The organism is Enterobacter sp. CPE_E863 (genome assembly GCF_046521465.1).
Classification (GTDB): Bacteria; Pseudomonadota; Gammaproteobacteria; order Enterobacterales; family Enterobacteriaceae; genus Enterobacter; species Enterobacter adelaidei.
In genome coordinates this window covers 176,571-195,922 of the sequence record NZ_JBKFZX010000001.1, presented here as the reverse complement: position 1 = coordinate 195,922, position 19,352 = coordinate 176,571, and the positions used below count along the sequence as shown (strand labels likewise).

Below are 19,352 nucleotides of genomic sequence, written 5' to 3'. Positions count from 1 at the left end.
TATTGTCTTTATAGTAAACACGTCAAGCCAGTCAGAACGAAATATTTGCAAAATCAGTATCAATAAGGGAGATGACGGATGGAACGTTGCGGTTGGGTAAGCCAGGATCAGCTGTATATCGACTATCACGACCAGGAATGGGGCGTGCCGGAGAAAGATGGTAAAAAACTCTTTGAGATGATCTGCCTGGAGGGTCAGCAGGCGGGTTTGTCGTGGATTACTGTGCTCAAGAAACGTGAAAACTACCGCAATGCCTTCCACCAGTTTGATCCTGTCGCCGTCGCCGCCATGACCGATGAGGACGTCGAAAGACTGGTGCTGGATGCCGGCATCATCCGCCATCGCGGTAAAATTCAGGCCATCATCGGCAATGCACGCGCCTGGCTGGCGATGGAACAAAACGGCGAATCATTCTCAGACTTTGTCTGGTCGTTTGTGAATAACGATCCGCAAATCACCCACGCCGCCACGCTGGCAGAGATCCCGGCATCGACGCCTGAATCAGATGCACTCTCTAAGGCCCTGAAAAAACGCGGTTTTAAATTTGTCGGCTCCACCATCTGCTACGCCTTTATGCAGGCCTGTGGCCTGGTCAACGACCACGTTACCGGCTGCTTCTGTCATCCGGGAGGCCATCATGATCCGCAAATGGCAAAATGAGAATACCGCGCCACTTCTGAGCCTATGGCTTGAAAGCACCACAGAAGCGCATCCGTTTATCGAGGCGAGTTACTGGAAAGAGAACGAGGCGATGGTGCGGGACGTTTACCTGCCTTCGGCTGAAACCTGGGTCTGGGAAAAGGATGGCGAACCCTGCGGATTTATCAGCGTGATGCAGTCTAAATTTGTCGGGGCACTGTTTGTTGCACCACCGTTCATCGGGAAAGGCATCGGGCAAGCGCTGCTGAACCATGTTCAACAGCACTTCCCGTATTTAAGCCTGGAGGTGTACCAGAAAAATGTCCGGGCGGTGAATTTCTACCATGCTCAGGGCTTTCGCATCGAAAACAGCGCCTGGCAGGATGACACCCAACATCCGACCTGGATCATGAGCTGGCAGGCGGATCAAACGCCGTTAAGGTAAGCTCGGGTCCCTCATACTTTTCGACCCATGCCAGTGCCGTATTCCCTGCACAACCATTCCCCAGCTTCGAGCTGGGGAGATCTTTGGTCAGTACGTTAACCGCCCCGTTTTTACAGATACCGCCTTCGGCCGGCTCAAGATCTGGCCATGCCCCCTGGTGAATGCACAGAACACCCGGTTTAATCCCGTCACTGACCACCGCACCGGCCAGGACCTGTCCCCGCTGGTTCCAGACGCGCACCACGTCACCGTCTACAATCCCACGGGCTTTGGCATCGAGGATATTCAACGTGATCGGTTCTCGCCCGGCAACCGCATACCGTTCGCGCAGCGAGGTATAGTTAAGCTGGCTGTGCAGGCGGTGCGCAGGATGGGCAGACAACACCTGGAGCTGCTCCGGCTGGGCATTACCGTGCCACTCGTCCGGCTCGAGCCACATAGGGTGTGGCGGGCAGTCGGCATACCCGAAGCTGGCGATGCGCTCGCTGTAGATCACGATCTTTCCGCTCTCGGTTTTCAGCGGGTGGCTCTCCGGGTCACGGCGGAAATCGGCAAAACGAACAAACTGCGCGTTCTGTTCACTCTCGGGCATCTCGAATATCTGGTTCGCTTCCCAGAATTCAGTAAACGGTGGGAGTGTCACACCCTGGGCGGCACCGCGCTGGCTGGCTATCTGGTAGAACGTCTCAAGCCACTGCAGATCGGTTTTACCTTCGGTAAAACGCTCGCGGCCACCTGCTTCCCACAGCTCGCTCAGTTCAGCAAACACCTCGAAATCATCGCGAGCTTCATCACGCGGGGACACAACGCGCTTCATTGGCACCATATGCTGGTTGCTGTAGTCACCGGTCATGGTGAGATCGTTACGCTCAAACGAGGTGGTTGCCGGGAGCACAATATCGGCGTGTTTGGCCGAACCTGTCCAGAAGCACTCTGAGATCACCACCAGCTCTGGTTTCTGCCAGGCGCGGATCAGGCGATGGGTATCCTGATGATGCGTGAAGTTCGACCCGCCCGCCCACCAGACAAATTTAATATCCGGGAAGTGACGGTCCAGCCCATTGTGCTGATAAAACCCCCCCGGGTTTTCCAGGGCTTCAACAATACGCGCCACCGGGATTTTATCCACGGCATCCACGCCGCCCTGCACCGAGCCTTGCAGAGACGCCAGCACCGCCGCTTTACGCGTTGGGTTACCGCCGTTCGCAAAGTGATAGGAGAGACCAAAACCCCCGCCCGGCGTGCCGATCTGCCCAAGCATTGCGGCAAGCGTCACCAGCATCCAGTGTTTCTGCTCGCCAAACTGCTGGCGCTGCATTCCCCAGCCGGACATTAACATCGTGGTATTTTTATGGAATAACGCCGCCAGTTCGCGGATTTTATCCGCAGTAACGCCGCAAATATTTGCCGCCCACTCTGCCGTTTTCGCTACCCCATCGGATTGGCCCGTCAGGTATTCAGCGAATTTATCGAAGCCAGTGGTACAACGCCTCAGGAATTCGCCATCGTGCCAGCCGTTTTCGACCAGCGTATGGGCGATACCCAGCATCATCGCCACGTCGGTGCCCATATGCGGGGCAATCCACTCGGCACTGTCGCCGAAGAAATCCATGGTTTCAGAGCGCATCGGGTCAATGCAGATGATGCGCTTGCCGCTTTTGCGCAGCGCGTCGAAATACCCAATACCCTGTTCGTCGCTGGCATTCCAGGCAATTTTCAATGTGTTGAGAGGGTTAGCGCTCCACAGCACCACCACGTCGGTATGCTCCAGCACCAGCGGCCAGCTGGTCTGTTGCTGATAAACTTCGTTTCCCCCCACCACGTACGGCATGATCGCCTGCGCCGCGCCGGTGGAGTAATCCCCCAGATGACCGGTATAGCCTCCCGCCAGGCTCATATAGCGCTGCAGCAGCGTCGAGGCCTTGTGCAGCACGCCGTTAGAACGCCAGCCGTAAGACCCGGCAAAAATGGACGACGGTCCCCAGGTATCGCGAATGCGCTTATGCTGGGCGTGAATCAACGCCAGCGCCTCATTCCAGCTCACGCGAACAAACTCATCCTGACCACGGATTCCCTGCGGTTTGTCCGGCGAGGCCAGAAAACCTTTACGCACCATCGGCCAGCGCACGCGCGTTTTGCTATGCACCTGATCGCGAACGGTGGTCTGTAACGAGTTGGGATGTTGGGTTGGCAATGCCCCGCGGGACGACAGAACATTTTCGCCATCGGTTTCGACCAGCATCGGCCCCCAGTGGGCGGCGGTCAGAATGGTTTTCGTTGAGGTGCTCAAGCGTGCGCTCCTGGTTGCGTGCAGGTTTACCGCCTTCTTGTTGAGGCAGTTTATGGTTTGTCACAAATTTCAGAGTAATACCCGGAATTTTCTCCGTATCTGGACGTCATAATCAACTGCCACGCTCGCCGTGGCAAAGAATAAAAAGGATTAAGGAAAGAAGATGAAAAAACGCGTACTCGTTATTGCCGCTCTGGTGAGCGGTGCACTGGCTGTTTCTGGCTGCACAACTAACCCTTACACCGGTGAAAGCCAGGCGGGTAAATCCGGCATCGGCGCGGGTATCGGCTCGCTGGTAGGGGCTGGCGTTGGCGCGCTCTCCTCCTCCAAGAAAGACCGTGGCAAAGGCGCACTGATTGGCGCAGCGGCGGGAGCCGCATTGGGCGGTGGCGTCGGCTATTACATGGACGTGCAGGAAGCGAAACTGCGCGACAAAATGAAGGGAACCGGCGTGAGTGTGACGCGTAGTGGCGACAACATCATTCTGAACATGCCGAACAATGTTACCTTCGACAGCAGCAGCGCGACGCTGAAACCTGCGGGTGCGAACACCCTGACAGGTGTGGCAATGGTACTGAAAGAGTATAACAAGACCGCCGTGAATGTGATTGGCTACACCGACAGCACCGGTAGCCAGGATCTGAACATGCGTCTGTCTCAACAGCGTGCCGATTCCGTGGCCAGCTCGCTGATCACTCAGGGCGTTGAAGCGAACCGCATCCGCACCAGCGGAATGGGTCCTGCCAACCCTATCGCCAGCAACAGCACGGCGGAAGGCAAAGCGCAAAACCGCCGCGTTGAGATTACGTTAAGCCCTGTGCAGTAATCGCATTTCCCCCTCTCCTCGCAGGAGAGGGTATGAACCACTTGCCATCGTTGATTTTCCCGCTAAGGTATTCTCACTAAATTCAGGGAAATCAGCGATGAGCAAACCAGCCCGGGCCACCATCAGCGACGTGGCGAAAGCAGCCAAAACCGGTAAAACCAGCATTTCGCGCTATCTCAACGGCGAAAAACACCTGTTGTCCGATGCGCTGCTGGCTCGTATTGAACAGGCCATTGCCGATCTCGACTACCGCCCCAGTATCATGGCACGCGGGCTCAAACGGGGACGTACCCGTCTTATTGGGCTTATCATCGCCGATATCACCAACCCCTACTCCGTAAACGTGCTGAGCGGTATTGAAGCCGCCTGTCGTGAGAAAGGTTTTACGCCACTGGTCTGTAACACCAACAACGAAGTCGACCAGGAGCTGCATTATCTCGATCTGCTGCGTAGCTACCAGGTGGAAGGGATTGTGGTTAACGCCGTGGGTATGCGTGAAGAAGGTCTAAACCGCCTTCAACAATCGTCCCTGCCTATGGTCCTGATTGACCGTAAAATTCCTGAATTCGCCTGCGATGTCGTCGGACTGGATAACACCCAGGCCGCCACTACCGCCACCGAGCATCTGATCGAACAGGGTTTCGAAGCCATTCTATTTCTGAGTGAACCACTGGGGATGGTTAACACGCGTCGCGAGCGTTTGAGTGCATTTCGCGCCACTTTGGAACGTTATCCCGGAGTGATCGCCGAAAATGCCGAAACCCCGCTGCACGAAGCCGATCGACTCGACAATACCCTGCGCCAGTTCCACACCCGGCATCGTGGAATGCGCAAAGCCGTCATTTCCGCCAACGGGGCTCTGACGCTGCAAGTCGCCCGCTCGCTCAAACGCATTGGCCTGCACTGGGGCAGCGATATCGGTCTGCTGGGGTTCGATGAACTGGAGTGGGCGGAACTGGCAGGCGTCGGCATTACCACCCTCAAACAACCCACCTGGCAGATTGGCTATGCTGCTGTAGAACAAGTGGTTCGTCGTATTGAAGGCACCAGTGATGCCGTACGCGAGCAGGTCTTCTCCGGCGAGCTGATCGTTCGCGGCTCCACCGCGCGTTAATTTTCCCTTGTGATACCGATCATAATTTCGACATCCTGAACTTTCCTTTGGAACCGGTTCCATATAGCGTAATAACATTGATATGTTGCGATGGAGTCCGAAGATGGGCAGGAAAATCATGGTGGTCACCGCCGCGTACGGCGCGGAACAGGTGCGACAGGCAGGCGGTCAACGGGCAATGCTTCCCGTGATTGCGGGCGCAGGTGCCGACGGCGTGGAGATCCGCCGCGAGCTGTTCAACAGCGAAGAGTTACTGGCACTGCCTGCGCTGGGTGAATCTATTGAACTGTTGGGCCTGCTGGCGTGTTACTCCGCCCCCGCCGCCCTGTTTATGCCTGACGGTACCCTCAACCCGGACCTGCCCCGCTATCTCTCCGAGGCCAGCACCCTGAATGCGCTGTGGCTGAAAGTTTCACTCGGGTATTTCAGCGACACCCAGCCGCTTGAAGCCCTGCGGAACCTGCTGAATAAAAGCGGCATGGCACTGGTGGTGGAAAACGACCAGACCGACTGCGGCCAGCTTGCGCCAATGCAGCGCTTTAAAGCTGCCTGCCGGGAGAGGGCACTGCCCGTTACGCTAACCTTCGATATGGGTAACTGGCTATGGGTCGGCGACTCCCCTGAAGAAGCCGCCCGTCATCTGGCCCCTGCTGTGAGCTATATCCACGTTAAAGCCGCCGTTCCGCATAAGGATGATTTCCGCGCCGTGGCACCGGATCGTGCTGATGCGCGCTGGCTGGATCTGCTCTGCCAGTTACCCGCCGATGCCCCGCGCGGTATCGAGTTTCCGCTGGAAGGGACGGATTTAACCGCCGTTACCCGCCATTACGTCAACCTGCTGCGCGAGGAGTAAACCATGCACAAGACGCTGGATGTCATTACGATTGGCGAGGCCATGGCGATGTTTGTCGCTACCGAAACCGGCGAGCTGAGCGCGGTAGAGCATTTCATCAAACGCGTGGCTGGCGCAGAGCTGAACGTCGCAACCGGTCTGGCGCGTCTCGGCCTTAACGTGGGCTGGGTCAGCCGCGTAGGGGACGATAGCTTCGGTCATTTCGTTCTCGACTCGTTGAAAAAAGAAGGGATTGATTCGGCAGGCGTGACGCTCAACGGGCGCTTCGCGACCGGCTTTCAGCTTAAATCTAAGGTCGAAAATGGAACCGATCCCATTGTGGAGTATTTCCGTAAAGGGTCGGCGGCAAGCCATCTCTCAGTGGAAGATTACCACGCCGACTATTTTGCCTCTGCACGCCATTTGCACCTGAGCGGCGTGGCGGCAGCGCTCTCAGCCAGCTCATACGCATTGCTGGATCATGCTGCATCTATCATGAAGGCACAGGGTAAAACGATCTCTTTCGATCCTAACCTGCGGCCGGTGCTGTGGAAAAGTGAAGCGGAAATGGTGGAGAAACTTAACCATCTGGCATTCCAGGCTGACTGGGTTCTGCCGGGAGTGAAAGAAGGGATGATCCTCACCGGTGAAAGCACGCCTGAAGGCATCGCCGACTTCTACCTGAATAAAGGGGTAAAAGCCGTGGTGCTGAAAACCGGTGCCGATGGTGCATGGTTTAAAACCGCCGAAGGTGAACAAGGTGCGGTCGCTGCGGTAAAAGTTGAAAACGTGGTCGACACCGTCGGCGCGGGCGATGGCTTTGCCGTGGGAGTCATTAGCGCTCTGCTGGAAGGTAAACCACTGCAGCAAGCCGTCGCGCGGGGCAACAGGATAGGCTCGCTGGCTATTCAGGTACAAGGCGATAGCGAAGGATTACCAACCCGAGCAGAGCTTAACGAATAAACATTCCCCTCACTCAACAAAACAAACCACCGTGTACCCTACAGACAACGGCGGTAACAACCTCAACAACAGAGGCAAGCCTATGAACAGTTCGACCAATGCAGTGAAACGCTGGTGGTACATCATGCCAATCGTGTTTATCACGTACAGCCTGGCGTACCTTGATCGTGCCAACTTCAGTTTCGCGTCCGCGGCGGGGATCACCGAAGACCTTGGGATCACCAAAGGTATCTCCTCTCTGCTGGGTGCCCTTTTCTTCCTGGGTTATTTCTTCTTCCAGATCCCCGGCGCTATCTACGCCGAACGCCGCAGCGTGCGTAAGCTGATCTTCATCTGTCTGATCCTGTGGGGTGCCTGCGCATCACTGACCGGCGTGGTGAACAATATTCCTACACTGGCCGCCATTCGCTTTATCCTCGGCGTCGTTGAGGCGGCCGTCATGCCGGCGATGCTGATCTACATCAGCAACTGGTTTACTAAATCTGAACGCTCCCGCGCGAATACCTTCCTGATCCTCGGTAACCCGGTCACGGTACTGTGGATGTCGGTAGTTTCCGGCTACCTGATCCAGTCCTTCGGCTGGCGCGAAATGTTTATCATCGAAGGGGTACCCGCGGTTATCTGGGCCTTCTGCTGGTGGGTGCTGGTGAAAGATAAGCCGGCTCAGGCGAAATGGCTTTCCGAAGACGAAAAAGCGGCGCTGCAGGCACAGCTGGATAAAGAACAACAAGGTCTGAAGGCCGTACGTAACTATGGTGAAGCCTTCCGCTCGCGTAACGTGATCCTGCTTTGTGCGCAATATTTTACCTGGAGTATTGGCGTGTACGGCTTTGTGCTGTGGCTGCCGTTGATTATCCGCAGCGGTGGCGAAAACCTCGGCATGGTAGAGGTAGGCTGGCTCTCTTCCGTGCCGTATCTGGCGGCAACCATCGCCATGATCGTCGCATCGTGGGCATCGGATAAACTGCAGAACCGTAAGCTGTTTGTCTGGCCGCTGCTGCTGATCGCTGCCTTTGCTTTCATTGGCTCCTGGGCCGTAGGTGCGAATCACTTCTGGGCCTCTTACGCTCTGCTGGTCATTGCCGGTGCAGCCATGTACGCCCCGTACGGTCCGTTCTTTGCCATCATTCCGGAAATGCTGCCGCGTAACGTGGCGGGCGGCGCGATGGCGCTGATTAACAGTATGGGTGCGCTGGGTTCGTTCTGCGGCTCCTGGTTTGTCGGTTATCTGAACGGTGCTACGGGCAGTCCATCCGCATCATACATCTTTATGGGGGTAGCGCTTTTCGCCTCCGTGTGGCTTACTCTGATTGTTAAGCCTGCTAACAATCAACAACACCCCGTCGGCGCACGCCACGCCTGAATCCTTAGAAATCAACGGAGATTAGCATGAAGCCGTCCGTCATTTTGTATAAAGCCCTGCCGGAAGATCTGCAGAAACGTCTTGAAGAACACTTCAGCGTCACGCAGGTGAAGAACCTGAGCCCGGAGACCGTGGCACAGCACGCTGAAGCGTTCGCCAGCGCCGAAGGCCTGTTGGGTTCAAGCGAAAAAGTGGATATCGCCCTGCTGGAAAAAATGCCGAAGCTTCGTGCTACCTCTACCGTTTCCGTGGGTTACGACAACTTCGATGTGGATGCTCTTAACGCCCGCAAGATCCTGTTGATGCACACGCCACATGCCCTGACGGAAACCGTGGCCGACACGCTGATGGCGCTGGTACTCACCACGGCCCGTCGCGTGGTGGAAGTGGCTGAACGCGTCAAAGCGGGCGAATGGACAAAGAGCATTGGTCCGGACTGGTTTGGCGTGGATGTTCACGGCAAAACGCTGGGCATTGTTGGCATGGGGCGTATCGGGCTGGCGCTGGCGCAGCGCGCACATTTTGGTTTTAACATGCCGATTCTGTATAACGCGCGCCGCCATCACAGTGAAGCTGAAGAGCGCTTTAACGCGCGCTATTGCGAGCTGGATACGTTGCTGCAGGAAGCCGATTATGTTTGCCTGATCCTGCCGCTGTCGGAAGAAACGCATCATCTGATTGGCAAAGAGGAATTCGCGAAGATGAAGAAATCAGCCATTTTCATCAACGCGGGTCGTGGCCCGGTGGTGGATGAGAAGGCGCTGATTGAAGCCCTGCAAAACGGCGAGATCCATGCCGCAGGTCTGGACGTATTTGAACAGGAGCCGCTTCCGGTGGATTCTCCCCTGCTTTCGCTGCCTAACGTGGTTGCCCTGCCCCACATCGGCTCAGCCACCCATGAAACACGCTACAATATGGCGGCCACGGCGGTAGATAACCTGATCGCCGCACTCAGCGGAAAAGTGGAGCTAAACTGCGTCAACCCGCAGATACAACAGTAGAAACGAAAAAACCCGCCAGAAGGCGAGTTTTTAAATTCTTTGCTACTGGGTTGGAAGCTTACAGGCTTACAACGTTACCAGCTGCTGGGCCTTTAGCGCCGCTTTCAATGGTGAAGGAAACTTTCTGACCTTCGTCCAGAGATTTGTAGCCATCGTTCTGGATAGCAGAGAAGTGTACGAACACGTCTTTAGAGCCATCGTCAGGAGTGATGAAGCCGAAACCTTTATCAGCGTTGAACCATTTTACCAGACCAGTCATTTTAGCAGACATAGAAATTACCTTATTAACAAATATATTGTGCCTTCCGGCTTGATGGATTGCGTTACAGATTTTTAAGCGATGAAGGAAGGGTCACTACGAAGGGTATCTATGGATAACAATCTGGACTGCTTTACTAAACTGCTTTAGGTCTGTGTAACAAACCGACGGGAATAGTTATACCGATGTGCCAGAGGAATGACAAGCGTTATTTTAATCAGGAATAAAAAAACCCCGCCTGAGGCGGGGTTTTTCAGTTTATTCTGTGGCGGTGACCGCTGCAGTCCACGCCTGACTAAAGGCCTGATGCTGGGAGGCCAGCGGTCCAATCAGCGTATTGTACTGACTTGCCTGCTGCGAGGTCGGGAACTGAATACCGTTAGCGACAAAGCTCACCTGCGTATTCTGCTGGGAGATGAAGTCACCCACCTGAACCAGCTGCTGCGTGAAAATTTGTGCGGCCGGAATCAACGGCTGCAGCGCTTCAGAAGGTTTCGTCACCACTTTCTCATACACTTTGTCGAAGACCGGTTTGAGATCGTCGCCCTGCTTCAGCGCTGAACGTGACGCATCAGCCTGCATTTTCGCATTCTGCAGCTGCTGGCTCAGCACGCCGAGTGCACCGTTGGACTGGCGCAGCGGTTCACGCTGGGTCATATAATCCTGTGGCACGCGGATGGCGTTCACGCTATCCACCACCGGACGAATACCGGAATCCATCGCCTGGCTCACCTGCTGTGAATAACCGTAAAGAATGGCGTAATCGGACACGAAGGGGCCAAACTGTTTTTTCTGATCCGCAGTCAGCGTCGGCAACCGCTCGCCGCTGCGCATCACTGTATTCTGCAGAAAATCGATAAACGCTTTGCGCTGATCGCCTTCTTTATCAAAACACCCACTCAGGCTAACAACCATCAACAACGCCGCAATAGGCGCAAACCAGCGAGAGCAGGACTTTCCTGTCGCCATTTTATTACTCCTTTCACCCAAAAAAGCGCACACCGGCACACGCGTGCCCAACGCTGACAAGGATAGTCCAGGTCAGCCTTGCAAGATACTCTTTTCAATCAAAACGGCTATTGCCGTTTTATTTCTTAGCCTTTACAAAAAATGCCTGACGACGCCGACATATGAGTAATCAGGTAATTAGCATAACTATCCATATCGTTGATACGGGCAAAGCAATCTTTTCCGCACGATTAATCACAACCATGACGATCCCTCGTTTGTATTAGAGACTATCCTTAATTGGCTCTCTGATGTTCTTGATCCCGATGTGTGATTTAAGAGGAGTTCTCAATGGAATATAAAGATCCTGAGTTTGAGCTGCTGAGCAGTCTGGAACAGATTATTTTTAAAGATGTACCGCAGACGATTACCCTGCAACAAAAGTCCAATCCCTTTACAGAATATGAGCAATTGCGCAAAGGGACAGGACTGAAAACCGAAGAATTCGCCAGAGCAATGGGTGTCAGCGTGGCGATGGTACAGGAGTGGGAGTCAAAACGTGAAAAACCCACGCCAACCGAGTTAAAGCTGATGCGCCTGATTCAGGCCAGCCCTGCATTCAGCAAACAGATAGCGTAATAACGTTCGAATGCCCCCGCCTCTGCGGGGGCTTGTGTTTAAAGACTTTCACAGCGCCAACCCTCCTCTTCCCACACCAGCTCATGCGTCAACATTAACCCTTTTAAAAATGCCTCATCGTGTGACACCACCAGCAGCGCACCGGGGAAGCCAGCCAGTGCCGATTCAATCGCCTGGACTGATGCAAGATCCAGATGGTTGGTCGGTTCATCCAGCAGCAGGAGCTGCGTAGCCTCCGCGCGCCACAGTACGCAGGCCAGGGCAGCCTTAAGACGTTCGCCGCCGCTCAACTCTGCCAGCGGGAGCGTGACCTTGTCGGCACCCAGTTGAAGCTGGGCTAAACGGGTTCGTATCACGCCCTCATCCAGCGGTGTATTCCCCAGATTGAGATGCGTCATGACCGACTGCGAAAGATCGAGCTGAGACAGATGCTGGTCGAGATAAGCACAGCTTACAGATACCTTACAGGCACCGGAACGAGGGGTATTTTCACCGAGGATCGCTTTTAACAATGTCGACTTTCCGCAGCCGTTCGGTCCCTTTAACGCTACGCGCATCGGTCCGTCCATCCGCCAGTTGATCGGAGGAACTGGCACATGCGGCAACACCAAATCCTCCATAACCAGCACCTGCTTCCCTTCGGGGATCTGGCTTCCAGGCAAGGTAAACATCACCGGATTATCCGCTTCAACCCGCTCGCGAGCCTTGTTCACCGCGGCGTTCAGCGCTTCATTTTGATCGCTGTGCTGTTTTTTCCAGGAGCCGATCCGCTCCTTTGCCGCGCCTTTATATTTGACCCGCTCGAACGACGCGATATTCAGGGTATCGACGGTGCGCAATGTCTTTGCCGAACGCCGCTGGCTGTCGTCATGCTCTTTTTGCATTCGCGCTCGGGTGCGTTTTCGCTCCGTCGCCGCATGTTCCAGCGCCGCGCGGGCCGCCTGCTGTTCAAAATCCCGCTGATGGGTATAGTCCGCGTAATTCCCGCCGTAGCTGCGCAGACCCGAGGCGCTCAGTTCAAGGATACGCGACACCTGCTCCAGAAGTTCGCGGTCATGGGAGGCCACCAGCACGCCGCCCTGATAGCAGGCAAGCTGGTCGTAGAACCACGTCCGGCCTTGTCGATCAAGATGGTTGGTGGGTTCGTCCAGCAACAGATAATCTGCTTGTGCCGTGAATGCGCCGCACAGCAGGGCGCGAATGCGCTCACCGCCGCTGAATTCGCTGGCTATTTTATCGGGGTCAAACGGTGGCAATTTCGCATGGATAAACGCCTCGCTCAGGCGTTCTGCTAAATCCCAGTTCCCGTCGAGCATTTCCAGATCTTCAGGCTGATAGTCCCCGCTGTCGATACGCGATCGCGCCGCGAAGATTGCCTCGTATCCGAGCAGCTCAGCCAGCGTAGTGTGCGGCAAAATATCCTGCTGTTGAGCCACATAGACGTGTGTTCCTGTACGTTCGATATGCCCGCTTGCGGGCTCATCAAGCCCTGCAAGCAAGCGTAGCAGACGCGTTTTCCCGCTGCCGTTGCGGCCAACCAGTGCGCACAAAGACGCTTCCAGAGAAAAATTCAGCGGACCAAAAAGGGTATCGCCCGTCGCAAACTGACAGGTGACCTGATGCAAAATAAAAGAAGGGGACTGCGCAAAATGAGCCATAAGCACTCCTGAATGAAATCAAAACATCCCCTGCCGACGCGGTGGCGTTTAGCAAGGATCGAAATTCATCAGTCGTGTTTGTTCATTTTTGGGGGGCGCTCCTGAGGGCGAAATTTAACGGGGACAAGGATAGCGGGAATGCGTTGAACATTTCAAGGTTAAATTTTCAGCAACACACCATAAAAAAACCCGCCGAAGCGGGTTTTTAGCATTTGTAGCAACGGGCACATTACTGCAGCAGCGAAATATCCGCCACGCGCAGGAACAGCTCGCGCAGTTTTTCGAGCATAGAGAGACGGTTGATACGCAGCTCTTTATCTTCTACGTTCACCATCACTTTCTCGAAGAAGGCGTCGATAACGTCACGCAGTTCCGCCAGTTCTACCAACGCTTCCTGGTAGCGACCTTCAGCGAAAAACGGCTCGAGCTTGTCACGCAGCACCACAACCTGCATTGCCAGAGCGATCTCTTCCGGCTCTTTCAGGGTCGCGGCGTTCACGCGCTCGTTCAGCGTCTCGTCGGATTTCGCCAGAATGTTAGATACACGCTTATTGGCCGCGGCCAGGGCAGATGCCGCTTCCAGCGTACGGAAGTGGGACACCGCCTTCATACGCGCATCGAAATCGGCCGGACGGGTTGGACGACGCGCCAGTACCGCCTGAATGGTATCGACGGTGTAGCCTTCGTCCTGATACCACGCGCGGAAACGACCGAGCATAAAGTCGATCACGTCATCCACGACTTTCGCGTTGGTCAGCTTGTCACCATACAGACGCACCGCTTCTTCAGTCAGGGTCTGCAGATCCAGGTTCAGGTTCTTCTCAACGATGATGCGCAGCACGCCCAGTGCAGCACGACGCAGCGCGAACGGGTCTTTATCGCCTTTCGGATGCTGACCAATGCCAAAGATACCCGCCAGGGTGTCCATCTTATCGGCAATCGCGACGGCGCAAGCCACCGGGTTAGACGGCAGTTCGTCACCCGCAAAGCGCGGCTGATACTGCTCGTTCAGGGCAACTGCCACATCTTCCGCTTCGCCATCGTGACGCGCGTAGTGCATGCCCATCACACCCTGGGTGTCGGTAAACTCGAACACCATGTTGGTCATCAGGTCACACTTGGACAGCAGGCCAGCACGAGTGGCGTGGTTTACGTCCGCACCAATTTCACGCGCGATCCAGCCAGACAGCTCCGCGATACGGTCAGTTTTGTCACGCAGCGTACCCAGCTGCTGCTGGAACAGCACGGTCTGCAGACGTGGGAGATGATCTTCCAGACGTTTTTTACGGTCGGTGTTGAAGAAGAACTCCGCATCCGCCAGACGTGGACGAACCACTTTCTCGTTACCCGAGATAATCTGGATCGGATCTTTGGATTCGATATTGGCAACGAAGATGAAGTTTGGCAGCAGTTTGCCGTCGTTGGCATAAACCGGGAAGTACTTCTGGTCACCCTTCATGGTGTACACCAGTGCTTCAGCCGGAACGGCCAGGAATTTCTCTTCGAATTTCGCGGTCAGTACAACCGGCCATTCCACCAGTGAAGTCACTTCTTCCAGCAGGCTGTCGCTCAGATCGGCTTTACCGCCAATCTTGCGCGCCGCGTCTTCCGCGTCCGCTTTGATTTTGGCTTTACGCTGTTCGTAGTCAGCAATGACTTTACCGCGTTCCAGCAGGATCTCTGGGTACTGATCGGCGTTGTCGATGGTGAACTCAGGCTCGCCCATAAAGCGGTGGCCACGGATCACGCGATCGGACGCTACGCCCAGAATGGTGGCAGGAACAACGGTATCGCCCAACAGCAGGGTCACGGTGTGAACCGGACGCACGAAGTGCACGTCAGACGCACCCCAGCGCATCAGTTTTGGAATAGGCAGCTTAGCCAGGGAAGTGGCAATCATGTCAGGCAGCAGCGCTTCTGCGCTTTCACCTTTCACATGCGCACGGTACAGCAACCACTCACCTTTGTCGGTGGTCAGACGCTCAGCCTGGTCAACGGTAATACCGCAACCACGCGCCCAACCTTCAGCCGCTTTACTCGGCTTGCCTTCGGCGTCAAACGCCTGGGCAATTGCAGGGCCACGTTTTTCGACTTCGCGATCCGGCTGAGACGCCGCCAGATTTGCCACTTTCAGCGCCAGACGACGCGGTGCAGCAAACCACTCAATTTTACCGTGTGCCAGGCCAGCGTTATCCAGCTCGGCAGTCACGTTCGCAGCAAAAGATTCAGCCAGGCTGCGCAGGGCTTTTGGTGGCAGCTCTTCAGTGCCGATTTCCACCAGGAAAGTTTTCTCAGACATGGCCGCCTCTTATTTGTTTCGATTGCACATCGGGAAGCCAAGGGCTTCACGGGACGCATAGTAAGCTTCTGCAACGGCTTTGGTCAGGGTACGAATACGCAGAATGTAGCGCTGACGTTCAGTCACGGAGATGGCTTTGCGGGCGTCCAGCAGGTTGAAACTGTGGGCGGCCTTCAGAATACGCTCGTAAGCAGGCAGCGGCAGCGGAGTCTCCAGCGCCAGCAACTGCTGCGCTTCTTTCTCGTACTGCTCGAAGCAGGTGAACAGGAAGTCCACGTCTGCGTATTCGAAGTTATAGGTGGATTGCTCCACTTCGTTCTGATGGAACACGTCGCCGTAGGTGGTTTTACCCAGCGGGCCGTCGCTCCAGACCAGGTCGTAAACGCTGTCTACGCCCTGAATATACATAGCCAGACGTTCCAGACCGTAAGTGATTTCACCGGTAATCGGTTTACATTCCAGACCACCAACCTGCTGGAAGTAGGTGAACTGGGTCACTTCCATACCGTTCAGCCACACTTCCCAACCCAGACCCCAAGCACCCAGCGTTGGGTTTTCCCAGTTGTCTTCCACGAAACGAATGTCGTGAATGGTTGGATCCATACCCAGCTCTTTCAGTGACCCGAGGTACAGTTCCTGAATATTGTCTGGTGATGGCTTAATCACCACCTGGAACTGATAGTAATGCTGCAGACGGTTCGGGTTCTCACCGTAGCGACCATCGGTCGGACGACGGGAAGGCTGCACATACGCGGTCGCCATTGGCTCCGGCCCCAACGCGCGTAAGCTGGTCATCGGGTGTGAAGTGCCTGCGCCGACTTCCATGTCCAAAGGTTGAACAATGGTACAGCCCTGACGAGCCCAGTAATCCTGTAAGGTCAGGATCAGGCCCTGGAAGGTCTTGGTATCAAACTTTTGCATAGTATTTCGTGCTGGATACGTGTGGTTTTAAATGGAAGGGACCAGTATACCCGCTGGCTGCAAGATATACAGTATGAAACGGGTTTGTTTAGGGAAAATTGGGAAATAAGCCGTCAAGCCAGAGCGCTGATGGCGTCTGGCTGTAGATTATACGAGCAGGCTAACGCATGGAGAGGTGTAAAAACTGGCCATCCGCATCAAACGAGCAGATAAAGCCCTCTTTACGGGATGTATAACCCCTCAGCTCATAACTTCCCTGAAAGCGCTCAAACCCGGTGACATCAATTTTCTGCACGTCCGAGTTATAGCGTCGGGCCGCCTGCCCCTTACAGAGCTGTTCCATATTCAGCGAACGTTCCGGGCTTATTTTCCCCTGCTGCGCTTTTTGCACGGGGGCTTCTTGTGGGGCACTGCACCCTGCCAGCATGAACAGCAGAAAGAGTGACGCCACACGCTTCATCATCATTTTTATCACCGCCCTGGTCAGTGGCTGTTATTTTTAGTATCAAAGCTTTTATAGATTACGGTCCGGCATTCTGCGAATCTCGCGGCCTCCCTACAAGCCTTCTGAATAAAACTCAGATTTTTCCAGAAGAAGACTTCTGGAAAATGACAGTCATACTCAATTTACAGGGAATACGAGGAACTGATGCAGTCAAAAATTAACTGGATTGATAACCTGCGAGGAATAGCGTGTCTGATGGTGGTGATGATCCACACGACGACCTGGTATGTCACGAATCCGCACAGCATCACTCCTGTTAACTGGGATATCGCCAATATTCTCAACGCGGCTTCGCGCGTCAGCGTGCCGCTATTCTTTATGATTTCCGGCTTTCTCTTTTTTGGCGAGCGTAGTGCGCAACCAAAGCACTTTATCCGCATCGCCGCCTGCCTGGGATTTTACAGCGCCGTTGCCTTGCTCTACATCAGCCTGTTTACCTCCATTAATGCCGGGTTATCGCTAAAATACGTGCTGCAAAAACCGGTGTTCTACCACCTGTGGTTCTTCTTCGCCATTATCGTTATCTATCTGGTCTCCCCGCTTATCCAGGTGAAAAACGTCAGCGGCAAAATGCTCCTGGCTCTGATGGTCGTCATTGGCGTCATTGCCAACCCGAATACTGTCTCGCAGAAACTCGACGGTTTTGAATGGTTACCGGTCAACCTCTATATCAGCGGCGATACGTTTTACTACGTGCTGTACGGCATGCTGGGGCGCGCCATTGGGATGATGGATACTCAAAAACGCGGTATGAACTGGCTGTGTGGGGCGTTGTTCATCGCTGGCGTGGCGGTGATTTCACGCGGGACGCTGCACGAGTTGCAGTGGCGTGGCAATTTTGCCGATACCTGGTATCTGTATTGCGGACCAATGGTCTTTATCTGTGCCGCATCGCTCCTCACGCTAGCCAAAAATACCCTGAATACGCGTCCCTTGCCCATGCTGAGCGTTATCTCGCGGCATTCTCTGGGGATTTATGGATTTCACGCGCTGATCATCCACGCGCTACGAACGAGGGGCGTTGAGCTGAAAAGCTGGCCGGTGCTGGATATTATCTGGATTTTTGTCGCCACGCTGGTTGTCAGCCTGCTGCTGTCGATGCTGCTGCAAAAAATAGACACGCGCCGCTTCGTCAGTTAACGCTTCGCTGCCGGGCTCGATGATACTGGCGCGGGGAGGAAAACCCTGCCGCCAATGAAGCCTGCTCCACGGCGCGCCCCTGCAACAACCACTGCTCCGCCACCGCCAGACGCAACTGCTCCAGATAATCGCGAACGCTAATCCCTAAATGCGACTGAAAAAGCCGGGTTAGATGACGTGGGCTGACATGCGCCACGGCGGCGATCTCAGGCAAATTCCATGTTTTTTGCGGCTCGGCGGTGAGCGCATCCTGCGCCCGATGGATGGCCGGATGAAGATGATTACGGTAGCGCAACCACGGGGATAACTGGGGGTCATCGCCGGAGCGGCGGAACCAGACCACCATCTCACGTGCCACGGCCAGCGCCTTTTCCGGGCCGCACAGGCGGTTAATCATATGCAGTGCCAGATCGATGCCAGAGGTGATCCCTGCGCTGGTCCAGATATTCTCATCCTGCACAAATATCCGGTTTTCTTTAATCATCGCCGTGGGAGCCGCGGTGCGTAAACGGTTAATAACATCATGATGGGTTGTACACTGACGGTGATTCAGCAGGCCTGATTTCGCCGCCAGTAAGGCCCCAGAACAGACACACATCACGGTAATATCCTGGCGTTGGATCTGCGGTTGCAGGCGCATCAGCCAGTGCTGGATCTGCTGCGCCTGTGGCGTTGAGAATTGACAGCGGGAGTCGCTCACCCCCGGCAGGACCAGCAGGCTGCCGGGAGGCAGGCTTTCGGGCAGCGGCTTAATGCCGCTCATCGTCAGACCTATCGACGTCGGAACGTCCGGTTGCGGGCCAATGTAATGCAGACGAAACGCGTTGCCAGCCAGCACAAAGGTCTCCGCCGGGCCCGTCATATCTAATGACAGCACCCCGGGCAACATCACGAACCAGACGTCGATGCGCATTTCAATGACTCCAGCGTCTCCGCTACCGTTTTAATCTCGGCAAAACGCCCGGACAGCACCGTCTCGGTACGGTGGCGAATTTCCGCTGCGCTAAGGGTAATGCCCTTGTAGGTCATTGGAAATGTAAGCGTTGCCTCGCTAACAAAGGTCACAGCATAACCCAGATCGGATGCCACGCGTGCCGTGGTTTCACAGCATTGTTCAGTGCGAATGCCGCAGATAATAAGCTGATTGATATCACGCTCGCGCAACCAGCGGTCGAGCCCGGTATCCGTGAAGGCATTATGGACGTGTTTCTGGAAAACCACATCCGGCTGATGACGCAAAAAGGCCATTGGTTTGACATAGCCGCTCTGCAGGGTGAAAGGGCCATCTTCATCGACATGAAAGATATCAACGACCGAAATATTGCGTGCCTGGCAGCCCTCAATCAGCCCCAGCATCGCCTGCTGAAAGGCAGGAATGTCGTCCTCCTGCCAGTAATAGCGATGATGGAACGACTGCTGCGTATCAATATTGATTAATGCAATGCGTGACATGAGATCTCCTCGCCAGTGGGTGTGACACCATACTGGCAAGGAAAGGAAGGCACGCACA

The 19,352-nt window shown here is 55.1% G+C and carries 19 protein-coding genes; 10 read left to right on the top strand and 9 right to left on the bottom strand.

All coding sequences use genetic code 11. The annotated features are described in order from the left end of the window. Positions 1 to 78 precede the first annotated feature (78 nt). Positions 79 to 660, top strand: a complete 582-nt coding sequence (gene tag / locus ACLHV8_RS00950; RefSeq protein ID WP_208595179.1) for a DNA-3-methyladenine glycosylase I — start codon at positions 79 to 81, stop codon at positions 658 to 660. After that, entirely contained in the window at positions 638 to 1,084 is a 447-nt protein-coding gene (locus ACLHV8_RS00945) for an N-acetyltransferase (protein WP_208595180.1), read from the top strand. The genes tag and ACLHV8_RS00945 overlap by 23 nt, the downstream gene beginning before the upstream one ends. On the opposite strand, the gene ACLHV8_RS00940 is transcribed toward ACLHV8_RS00945, so the two are convergent. Then, positions 1,047 to 3,326, bottom strand: a complete 2,280-nt coding sequence (locus tag ACLHV8_RS00940; RefSeq protein ID WP_244250156.1) for a molybdopterin guanine dinucleotide-containing S/N-oxide reductase — start codon at positions 3,324 to 3,326, stop codon at positions 1,047 to 1,049. The genes ACLHV8_RS00945 and ACLHV8_RS00940 overlap by 38 nt on opposite strands. A gap of 211 nt (positions 3,327 to 3,537) precedes the next feature. Here ACLHV8_RS00940 and ACLHV8_RS00935 point away from each other — a divergent pair, with 211 nt between their 5' ends. The 6 genes from ACLHV8_RS00935 (at position 3,538) to ghrB (ending at position 9,473) form a co-directional block, all read left to right on the top strand. Further along, positions 3,538 to 4,200 (top strand): OmpA family lipoprotein, encoded by a 663-nt coding sequence (locus ACLHV8_RS00935; protein ID WP_028018267.1) that lies wholly within the window; start codon positions 3,538 to 3,540, stop codon positions 4,198 to 4,200. 97 nt (positions 4,201 to 4,297) lie between these two features. Continuing rightward, the gene (locus ACLHV8_RS00930) at positions 4,298 to 5,314 is read left to right on the top strand and encodes a LacI family DNA-binding transcriptional regulator (protein ID WP_208595182.1); all 1,017 of its coding nucleotides are present in this window, start codon (positions 4,298 to 4,300) and stop codon (positions 5,312 to 5,314) included. 103 nt (positions 5,315 to 5,417) lie between these two features. Next, on the top strand, positions 5,418 to 6,167 hold the full coding sequence (locus tag ACLHV8_RS00925) for a sugar phosphate isomerase/epimerase family protein (RefSeq protein ID WP_410376736.1): 750 nt from the start codon (positions 5,418 to 5,420) through the stop codon (positions 6,165 to 6,167). Positions 6,168 to 6,170: 3 nt separating this feature from the next. Beyond that, positions 6,171 to 7,109 (top strand): sugar kinase, encoded by a 939-nt coding sequence (locus ACLHV8_RS00920; protein ID WP_208595183.1) that lies wholly within the window; start codon positions 6,171 to 6,173, stop codon positions 7,107 to 7,109. A gap of 82 nt (positions 7,110 to 7,191) precedes the next feature. Further along, on the top strand, positions 7,192 to 8,472 hold the full coding sequence (locus tag ACLHV8_RS00915) for an MFS transporter (protein WP_208595184.1): 1,281 nt from the start codon (positions 7,192 to 7,194) through the stop codon (positions 8,470 to 8,472). 26 nt (positions 8,473 to 8,498) lie between these two features. Further along, positions 8,499 to 9,473, top strand: a complete 975-nt coding sequence (gene ghrB / locus ACLHV8_RS00910) for a glyoxylate/hydroxypyruvate reductase GhrB (RefSeq protein ID WP_208595185.1) — start codon at positions 8,499 to 8,501, stop codon at positions 9,471 to 9,473. A gap of 58 nt (positions 9,474 to 9,531) precedes the next feature. Here ghrB and cspA read toward each other — a convergent pair whose 3' ends face one another. Beyond that, positions 9,532 to 9,744, bottom strand: coding sequence for an RNA chaperone/antiterminator CspA (gene cspA, locus ACLHV8_RS00905; RefSeq protein WP_003860775.1), 213 nt, complete (start codon positions 9,742 to 9,744; stop codon positions 9,532 to 9,534). Positions 9,745 to 9,990: 246 nt separating this feature from the next. Further along, on the bottom strand, positions 9,991 to 10,701 hold the full coding sequence (locus tag ACLHV8_RS00900) for a DUF3053 domain-containing protein (RefSeq protein WP_028018261.1): 711 nt from the start codon (positions 10,699 to 10,701) through the stop codon (positions 9,991 to 9,993). Between the two features lie 330 nt (positions 10,702 to 11,031). On the opposite strand from ACLHV8_RS00900, the gene ACLHV8_RS00895 reads away from it, so the two are divergent. After that, positions 11,032 to 11,319, top strand: coding sequence for an HTH-type transcriptional regulator (locus tag ACLHV8_RS00895; protein ID WP_028018260.1), 288 nt, complete (start codon positions 11,032 to 11,034; stop codon positions 11,317 to 11,319). Positions 11,320 to 11,357: 38 nt separating this feature from the next. Here ACLHV8_RS00895 and ACLHV8_RS00890 read toward each other — a convergent pair whose 3' ends face one another. The 4 genes from ACLHV8_RS00890 to ACLHV8_RS00875 all read right to left on the bottom strand — a co-directional run bounded on the left by ACLHV8_RS00890 (position 11,358) and on the right by ACLHV8_RS00875 (position 16,663). Next, on the bottom strand, positions 11,358 to 12,977 hold the full coding sequence (locus ACLHV8_RS00890) for an ABC-F family ATP-binding cassette domain-containing protein (protein WP_208595186.1): 1,620 nt from the start codon (positions 12,975 to 12,977) through the stop codon (positions 11,358 to 11,360). A 229-nt stretch (positions 12,978 to 13,206) separates the two neighbouring features. Then, positions 13,207 to 15,276, bottom strand: a complete 2,070-nt coding sequence (glyS, locus tag ACLHV8_RS00885; RefSeq protein ID WP_028018257.1) for a glycine--tRNA ligase subunit beta — start codon at positions 15,274 to 15,276, stop codon at positions 13,207 to 13,209. A 9-nt stretch (positions 15,277 to 15,285) separates the two neighbouring features. Continuing rightward, positions 15,286 to 16,197 (bottom strand): glycine--tRNA ligase subunit alpha, encoded by a 912-nt coding sequence (gene glyQ / locus ACLHV8_RS00880; RefSeq protein WP_003860141.1) that lies wholly within the window; start codon positions 16,195 to 16,197, stop codon positions 15,286 to 15,288. A 160-nt stretch (positions 16,198 to 16,357) separates the two neighbouring features. Next, positions 16,358 to 16,663 carry a YsaB family lipoprotein gene (locus ACLHV8_RS00875; RefSeq protein ID WP_028018256.1) on the bottom strand — a complete coding sequence of 102 codons (306 nt, stop codon included), beginning with the start codon at positions 16,661 to 16,663 and terminating at the stop codon, positions 16,358 to 16,360. Between the two features lie 183 nt (positions 16,664 to 16,846). Here ACLHV8_RS00875 and ACLHV8_RS00870 point away from each other — a divergent pair, with 183 nt between their 5' ends. After that, complete coding sequence (locus tag ACLHV8_RS00870; protein WP_049007791.1) at positions 16,847 to 17,842, top strand: acyltransferase; 996 nt, start codon at positions 16,847 to 16,849, stop codon at positions 17,840 to 17,842. On the opposite strand, the gene ACLHV8_RS00865 is transcribed toward ACLHV8_RS00870, so the two are convergent. Both ACLHV8_RS00865 and ACLHV8_RS00860 read right to left on the bottom strand, forming a co-directional pair. Then, complete coding sequence (locus ACLHV8_RS00865) at positions 17,835 to 18,755, bottom strand: GlxA family transcriptional regulator (RefSeq protein WP_208595187.1); 921 nt, start codon at positions 18,753 to 18,755, stop codon at positions 17,835 to 17,837. The genes ACLHV8_RS00870 and ACLHV8_RS00865 overlap by 8 nt on opposite strands. Further along, positions 18,731 to 19,294 carry an isochorismatase family protein gene (locus ACLHV8_RS00860; protein WP_049007789.1) on the bottom strand — a complete coding sequence of 188 codons (564 nt, stop codon included), beginning with the start codon at positions 19,292 to 19,294 and terminating at the stop codon, positions 18,731 to 18,733. Before ACLHV8_RS00860 ends, ACLHV8_RS00865 begins: the two co-directional genes overlap by 25 nt. Positions 19,295 to 19,352 lie beyond the last annotated feature (58 nt).